Source organism: Chloroflexota bacterium, assembly GCA_014360805.1.
GTDB lineage: Bacteria > Chloroflexota > Anaerolineae > DTLA01 > DTLA01 > DTLA01.
Genome location: JACIWU010000009.1, coordinates 52,361 through 59,014, shown reverse-complemented (window position 1 = coordinate 59,014; position 6,654 = coordinate 52,361). Strand labels below are relative to the sequence as shown.

The window sequence follows — 6,654 nt, the reverse complement described above, 5'->3', positions numbered from 1 at the left end:
CCTCGTTGACTTTTGCACAGACAGGTTGTAGAATAGGTATGTGGCTGCGAACTCTTGTACAGAGGGCGTACATCTTTTGCGCCGCACACTTGCTCAGACATCCCCGCAGTCTCCCGTAAGGAGGCACAATCGATGACGGACAACACAATGTGGGCTACAGTGTACATGGGCCCAGGTGCGCTTTCTTTTCGGCGTATGCCCATACCGGAGATCGGACCGGAAGACTTGTTGGTTCGTGTCAGGACGGCGCTGACCTGTGGCACGGATGTAAAAACGTTCAAGCGCGGGCATCCCAAGTATATCCCGCCGACTTTGTTCGGCCACGAATTCGCCGGTGATGTGGTGGCGGTTGGGTCAGAGGTAAGGGGCTTTGAAGTGGGGATGCGCGTGGTCAGCGGCAACACGGCCCCATGCAACCGGTGCTACTTTTGCAAGCGCGGGCAGCCGAATCTGTGCGAGGACCTGATGGTGAATTTGGGCGCTTTCGCCGAGTACATCCGCATCCCTGGCCGCCTGGTAAGACAGAACACTTTTGTACTGCCGGATCACCTGAGTTACCGTGAGGCGGCCATTACCGAACCGTTGGCTTGCGTGGTGCACGGCCAGGACTTGCTGCGCATTCAAGCGGGTGAGAGCGTGGCAGTCATAGGTGCCGGCGGGCCGATCGGTCTGATGCACGTTCAACTGGCGCTGAGGCAAGGTGCGTCGCCGGTGATCGCCGTGGATGTCAACGATAGGCGGCTGGCCGTCGCGAGGGCCTTGGGGGCTACGGCGGTGATCAATTCCGCAGCCCAGGATCCGGTGGAGGCCGTGCGCGAACTTACGGATGGCCGCGGCGCCGATGTGGTCATAGAGTGTGCAGGGGTCAAGGCGGCCTGGCTAACGGCGCTGGATGTGGCCCGCAAGGGGGCGCGCGTGGAGTGGTTTGGGGGCCTGCCTGAAGGCACTATGGTTGAAGTGAATTCCACTCGGATTCACTACGACGAGATGTCCATCTTTGGCGTTTATCATCTTACGCCCCTTTCCCTGGAGCGTGCTTTTCGCATGGTGTGCCAGGGCGTGATTGACGCGAAGCCGCTCATCCCGCTCATGCGTTGTCTATGGTTTCCATGGGGGCGATCGCGCATCAACGTGCAAGCGTAGTTTTCATCCCCGGTGCGAAGTCACCCAGTTACGCGCGGGGTATGGGCTGTATCCCGACGAAAACATTTGACCAGGCACTGCGTTGCGCCGAGCGTTACGTTGGCAGGAACCCGCGCATTCTGGTCATGCCGGAAGCATTTCGGTATGCCAGGGTGCATTTGCATCTGCGAGAATAGCAGATGTCTGGCCGCATTGGAGCGCAGTTCAGCCCTTTGGAGTGCACCATCCGCTGTTACCCCTCGCCAGTTTGCGGATTTGCTGGATTTGCGATAGCCCATCCCCCAATTTGACCCACGCAGCCGCACAGGCTACACTAACCGCAGTCGCACCGGGAGGATTCCCATGCCCACACTGACCCCGCGCGAGCGCGTCGTTATGGCGCTGAACCACGGCACGCCCGACCGCATCCCCGTGGATGTGGGCGGAAGTTACGCCACTGGCGTCAACGTGGATGCCTACGCGGCATGGAAGGCTTACCTCGGACTGGATACGCCCACGGTCATCGCCAGCCGCCGCTCCCAAATCGCGCGGGTAGAAGACGACATTCGGCAACGGTTCGGCATTGACACCTGGTCTGTCCTCCCCCGCGGCCCGCGCCACCCGCCCGAAGAATCGTTCCCCGACGGCTCGTACCGCGACGAATGGGGCGTCGTTCGCAGCCGCCCTCCCGGCGGCGGGCATTACTACGTCAGCCACGAGCCGCTCGCCGCCGAATGCTCTCTGGACGCCATCGTCCGATACCCCTGGCCTGACCCTGACGATCCGGGCTATGTGGAAGGGCTGCGCGACGAAGCACAGAGAGGACGCGCCGCAGGGTATGCGGTGATCCTGTGCCTACCCGTCGGCCTCCTGCACCAGGCCACCTTCCTCCGCGGCATGGAGAACCTGTTCGTGGACATGCTGCGCGCCCCGCGTTTGGCTGAAGCCCTCCTGGACGCCGTGCTGGACGTCCAGTACGCCATCACACAGCGCATGCTGGAAGCCGCGGGAGACCTGGCCGACGCTGTCATGTTCGCCGACGACCTGGGCACCCACGACCGCCCCATGATGTCGCCGGCCCTCTATCGCCGCCTCATCAAGCCCAGGCAGCGATGCTACCTGGACATGATTCATGCCAAGACCCGCGCCAAAGTCGTGTACCACACCTGCGGCGCCATCTACCCCCTCATCGGCGACCTGGTGGAAATCGGGGTGGACGTGCTCAATCCGGTGCAGATCTCGGCGGTGGGCATGGACCCCGCGCGCCTGAAACGCGAATTCGGGCGCGACCTCTGCTTCTGGGGCGGGATAGACGTGGCCCATGTCTTGCCGCGGGCCACGCCCGAGGAACTGCGCGAGGCCGTCGTGCGCATGATTCACACCCTGGGGCCCGACGGCTACGTGCTCAGCGCTACCAACAACATCCAGGCCGATACGCCCCCCGAGAACCTATCCGCCATGCTAGAGGCGGCCACCGGCCATCGGCTTTCGTAGCCTGCGCCAAGTGGTCAGCGTGGGAGCGCGTATAACTTGAACGCAATGTGCCCCCAGCCTCCGCAGGCCACCCCCACGTCCACGCAACCCACATGGCGGAAGAGGTACGGGTCGGGCGTCAGGCCCGCGATGATGCGCTCCTGGAACACCGCCACCGCCGACGCCAATGCGGGGATTGCCTGCACGCAGATGCGCGCGGGGCCTTTCTCGGTCTCCAGCACACCGTGGGGCGAAAAGTACAGTTTGTCGCCCACCTTGTGCCCCGCCGCGCACCCGTGCGAGTCCACCACTTCGGCCACGATCACCCAACGGTCCAGGCGCTGCGCGTTCTCCACCACATACGCATTGTTCGCATGGGAGCGAAACGCCTCCAGTTCCTCCGGCGTGTACCCCATGGACTGCCGAAAGGCCTCCCAGTCCACCGGGGCTTGGGTCGGTGCCTCGTGCGTCATCGCAACCTCCCGCTCGCTATGCCGTGAGCCGCCAGCCGCCATCCATCACGAAGGTATGCCCGGTAACCGACTGCATCGCCGGCGAGGTGCAAATCAGCGCCATCATCTCGGCGACTTCAGGGCGTGTTACCAGCCGCTTCAGCGGCGCAGCCTGGGTGGCGCGGTCGGAGAACCCAGGCTCAAAAGCGTCCATCATCGCAGCGCTCTCGTAAATCTGCCCGGGCGCGATGGCGTTGACGGTGATTTCAGGCCCCAACTCCACCGCCAATTCCTCCGTAAGGGTGATGACCGCGGACTTCGCCAGGGTGTAAATGGAATGGGTGCGGATGAAGGCCGAACCCGCCGCCATCAAAATCACGCGCCCCCAGCCGCGCTCCTTCATCTTCGGCGCCACTTCTTTGACAAGCAGATAGGCGGCCTTCACGTTGACGCCCAGGATATTGTCCCACTCCTTCTCGTCCATCTGGGTGAAGGGCGTCATGGCGAAGGGGCCGGCGCAGTGAATGAGCACATCCACGGGGCCGAAGGCTGCCACCGCCTCGGCGACTAGCGCCCGCACCTGGGCGCTCTGGCTCACGTCGGCCTCTACCACCCGAACGCGATGCCCTTGCGCCTCAAGGTCGCGCCGGAGTTCTTCGGCTTTCTCCGCGTCCTGCCAGTGGTTGATGGTCAGGTTGGCGCCCAACGCTGCGAATCGGCGCGCTACCACCGCGCCAAGATGTCGCGAACCTCCGGTGATCAACACGTGCTTTCCTTTCAGAGAGAACGCTTCCATAAACCTACTCCTCCACCTCTGCAAAACATGCGACAAAATGGCCGTCTCCGACATCCCTGAACGGCGGCATTTCTCCGCGACAGGAGGGCTTTCTCGCCCAGCAACGGTCGTAGAACCCGCACCCTGGCGGCAGGTTGAACAGGCTGGGCGGCTCGCCTTCCAGGATAATCCGCTGCCGCTTCAGTTTCGGGTCCGGGATCGGGATCGCTGAGAGTAGTGCCCGCGTATAGGGATGCGCAGGCCGCTCAAAGATCTCATCCACCGGGCCTGCCTCCACAACCCTGCCCAGGTACATCACGAATACGCGGCTGCACAGAAAACGAACGGCGCTCAAATCGTGTGAGATGAACAGGTAGGCCATGTTCATCTCGTTCTGCAACCGCTGAAGCAGGCTCAGTATCTGAATGCGGATGGACATGTCCAACGACGATGTGGGTTCGTCCAGGGCGATGAATCGGGGATTCGTGATGATGGCCCGCGCGATGCCCACGCGCTGCTTCTGGCCCCCGCTCAACTGGTGCGGGTAGCGTTCCAGCAGGCGCGGCTCCAAATTCACGCGTAGCATCGTCTCGCAGAGCATCTCCTCGGTCGCCCTGCGGCTGCTTGCCAGGCCGTGCAGACGCAGCGGCTCGGCCAGCGTGCGGCGCACCGTGAACCGAGGGTTCAGCGAGGTGTTCGGATCCTGGAACACCATCTGGAAGAAACGGCGCTGACGGCGCAGGTGGCCGCCGCTCCATTGGGCCATGTCGGCGCCCTGAAAGAACACCCGCCCCTCGGTCGGCTCCACCAGGCGGAGCACGCATCGCGCCGTGGTCGTCTTGCCGCATCCGCTTTCCCCCACCAGGCCCACGGCCTCCCCCGGGTAGATTTCCAGGCTCACGCCGTTCACAGCCCAGATGACAGATCGTCCTTCGCGGAAGGCCTTGCGCAAATTATCAACCCGAATGACCGGTTCCATTCGTCCCTCGCCAATTGTAACAGGCTACCTGATGGTCGTTCTCCGCGCTCTCGGCATCCGGCTTCTGCTCCCAGCAGATGGGCAGAGCCACCGGACAGCGCGGCGCGAATCGGCATCCCAGGATGCTGTACGTGATCTCCTCTTTCATGACGGAAGCGGCGTCGGGTGGCTCCACGCGGCGGTCCACCCGCAACACCGAGCGCATGAGCATCCGCGTGTAGGGGTGCAGCGGCGACGCAAACAGCGACGCCACCGGCGCGCTTTCCATAATCTGGCCAGCGTACATCACAACCACACGCTGGCAGGTCTCGGCGACAACCCCCAGGTCGTGCGTGATCAGGAGAACCGACGCGCCGATTTCCCGCTGAATCTCCAGGAACATCTCAAAAATTTGGGCCTGTATTGTTACGTCCAGGCCGGTGGTGGGCTCGTCGGCGATGAGCAGGGCGGGTCGGCAGGCCAGCATCATGGCCACCAGCACCCGCTGGCACATGCCGCCGCTCAGTTGGTGAGGATAGGCGCGCGCCCGCTTCTCCGCGTCGGCGATCCCCACCCGCGCCAGCAGGCGGACGGCCTCAGCGTAGGCTTCCTTGCCGCCCACCCGCTTCTGGATGCGGATCGCGCGGGCCACCTGATCGCCCACGCGCATCATGGGGTTCAGCGCGCTGCGGGTGCTCTGGAAGATCATGGCGATCTTGCGCCCGCGCAATCGGGTCATCTCTTCGGGCGACAGCGCCAGCAGGTTCTGGCCGTTCAGCCAGATCTCCCCTTCGTCCACGCGCGCCGAGGGCGGCAAGAACCCCATGGCCGTGAGCGAACTCAACGTCTTGCCCGAGCCGCTTTCGCCCACAAGCCCCACGAAGGCCCCGCGGTCCACGCTGAAGGACACCCGGTCCAGCACACGCACGCGCTGATTGTAGCGCGGGAAACTCACACTCAGCGAACGAATTGCAAGGAGAGGCTCGTCGTGCGCGGTCATTGTACCGCCTCCGTGGGGGACGTTACGTCCCGAAGGCTATCCCCGACCAGATTGAACCCGAACGCCGTAAGCACGATGACCGCACCCGGAAAGAACGAGGTCCACCACTGCCCGCCTATGATGTCTCGGGATCCCTCGCTCACGAGGACGCCCCACTCCGGCGTCGGCGGGCGGATGCCCAGCCCCAGGAACGCCAACCCCGATGCGTCCAGGATGGCCCACCCCAGGCACAGCGTGGCCTGAACCAGCGCGGGAGTCAGGCAGTTGGGCAGCAGGTGCAGGTAGATGATGCGCCAGTTGGAGTTGCCGACGCAGCGGGCTGCCTCGGCGTACTCCCGCTCCTTCGCGCTGAGCACCTCGCCGCGGGTCAGCCGCACGAAGTATGGGATGTACGCGATGGCGATGGCGATGATCACGTTCGGGATGCTGTTGCCCAGGATAGCCGTGATGGCCAGCGCTAGGATGAACGACGGGAACGCCAGGATCACGTCCGTGATGCGCATCACCACATCGTCCACCTTCCCCCCGTAGTAGCCGCTGAACATGCCCACGAAGACGCCGATACCGAGCGCGATGGCCACCACCGAGAAGGCGATGAGCAGGTCTAGGCGGGCGCCGTGCACCACTCGCGACAGGATATCTCTCCCGAAAGCGTCGGTGCCCATCGGGTGCAGCGCCGAAGGCGGCAACAGGCGATTCTCCGGGTCCGTCTTCAGCGGCTTGTACGGGACCAGCGCCGGCCCGAAGATGGTTACGAAGAGGACAATGGCAAGGAGTACCAGCCCTGCAATCATGGAAGGATGCGACCGCAGGACATACCAGGCGCGCCAGGCTCTGCCCTCACGCGCCGCTTGTTCTCTCTGTCGGGGTACTG

The 6,654-nt window shown here is 63.7% G+C and carries 7 protein-coding genes; 2 read left to right on the top strand and 5 right to left on the bottom strand.

Annotated elements, in window-relative coordinates:
- Positions 1-195: 195 nt before the first annotated feature.
- Positions 196-1,143 carry a zinc-binding dehydrogenase gene (locus H5T65_02875; protein ID MBC7258169.1) on the top strand — a complete coding sequence of 316 codons (948 nt, stop codon included), beginning with the start codon at positions 196-198 and terminating at the stop codon, positions 1,141-1,143.
- A gap of 342 nt (positions 1,144-1,485) precedes the next feature.
- Positions 1,486-2,616, top strand: a complete 1,131-nt coding sequence (locus tag H5T65_02870) for a hypothetical protein (protein MBC7258168.1) — start codon at positions 1,486-1,488, stop codon at positions 2,614-2,616.
- Positions 2,617-2,630: 14 nt separating this feature from the next.
- Here H5T65_02870 and H5T65_02865 read toward each other — a convergent pair whose 3' ends face one another.
- From H5T65_02865 to H5T65_02845, 5 genes are read right to left on the bottom strand one after another with little or no spacing between them, the layout of a single operon-like run.
- The gene (locus tag H5T65_02865; protein ID MBC7258167.1) at positions 2,631-3,068 is read right to left on the bottom strand and encodes a hypothetical protein; all 438 of its coding nucleotides are present in this window, start codon (positions 3,066-3,068) and stop codon (positions 2,631-2,633) included.
- A 16-nt stretch (positions 3,069-3,084) separates the two neighbouring features.
- Positions 3,085-3,843 (bottom strand): SDR family oxidoreductase, encoded by a 759-nt coding sequence (locus H5T65_02860; GenBank protein ID MBC7258166.1) that lies wholly within the window; start codon positions 3,841-3,843, stop codon positions 3,085-3,087.
- Positions 3,844-3,847: 4 nt separating this feature from the next.
- Positions 3,848-4,801, bottom strand: coding sequence for an ABC transporter ATP-binding protein (locus H5T65_02855; GenBank protein ID MBC7258165.1), 954 nt, complete (start codon positions 4,799-4,801; stop codon positions 3,848-3,850).
- A complete protein-coding gene (locus tag H5T65_02850; GenBank protein MBC7258164.1) occupies positions 4,779-5,780 on the bottom strand; it encodes an ABC transporter ATP-binding protein in 1,002 nt (333 codons plus the stop codon). The genes H5T65_02855 and H5T65_02850 overlap by 23 nt, the downstream gene beginning before the upstream one ends.
- Positions 5,777-6,574 (bottom strand): ABC transporter permease, encoded by a 798-nt coding sequence (locus tag H5T65_02845; protein MBC7258163.1) that lies wholly within the window; start codon positions 6,572-6,574, stop codon positions 5,777-5,779. The genes H5T65_02850 and H5T65_02845 overlap by 4 nt, the downstream gene beginning before the upstream one ends.
- Between the last annotated feature and the right edge of the window lie 80 nt (positions 6,575-6,654).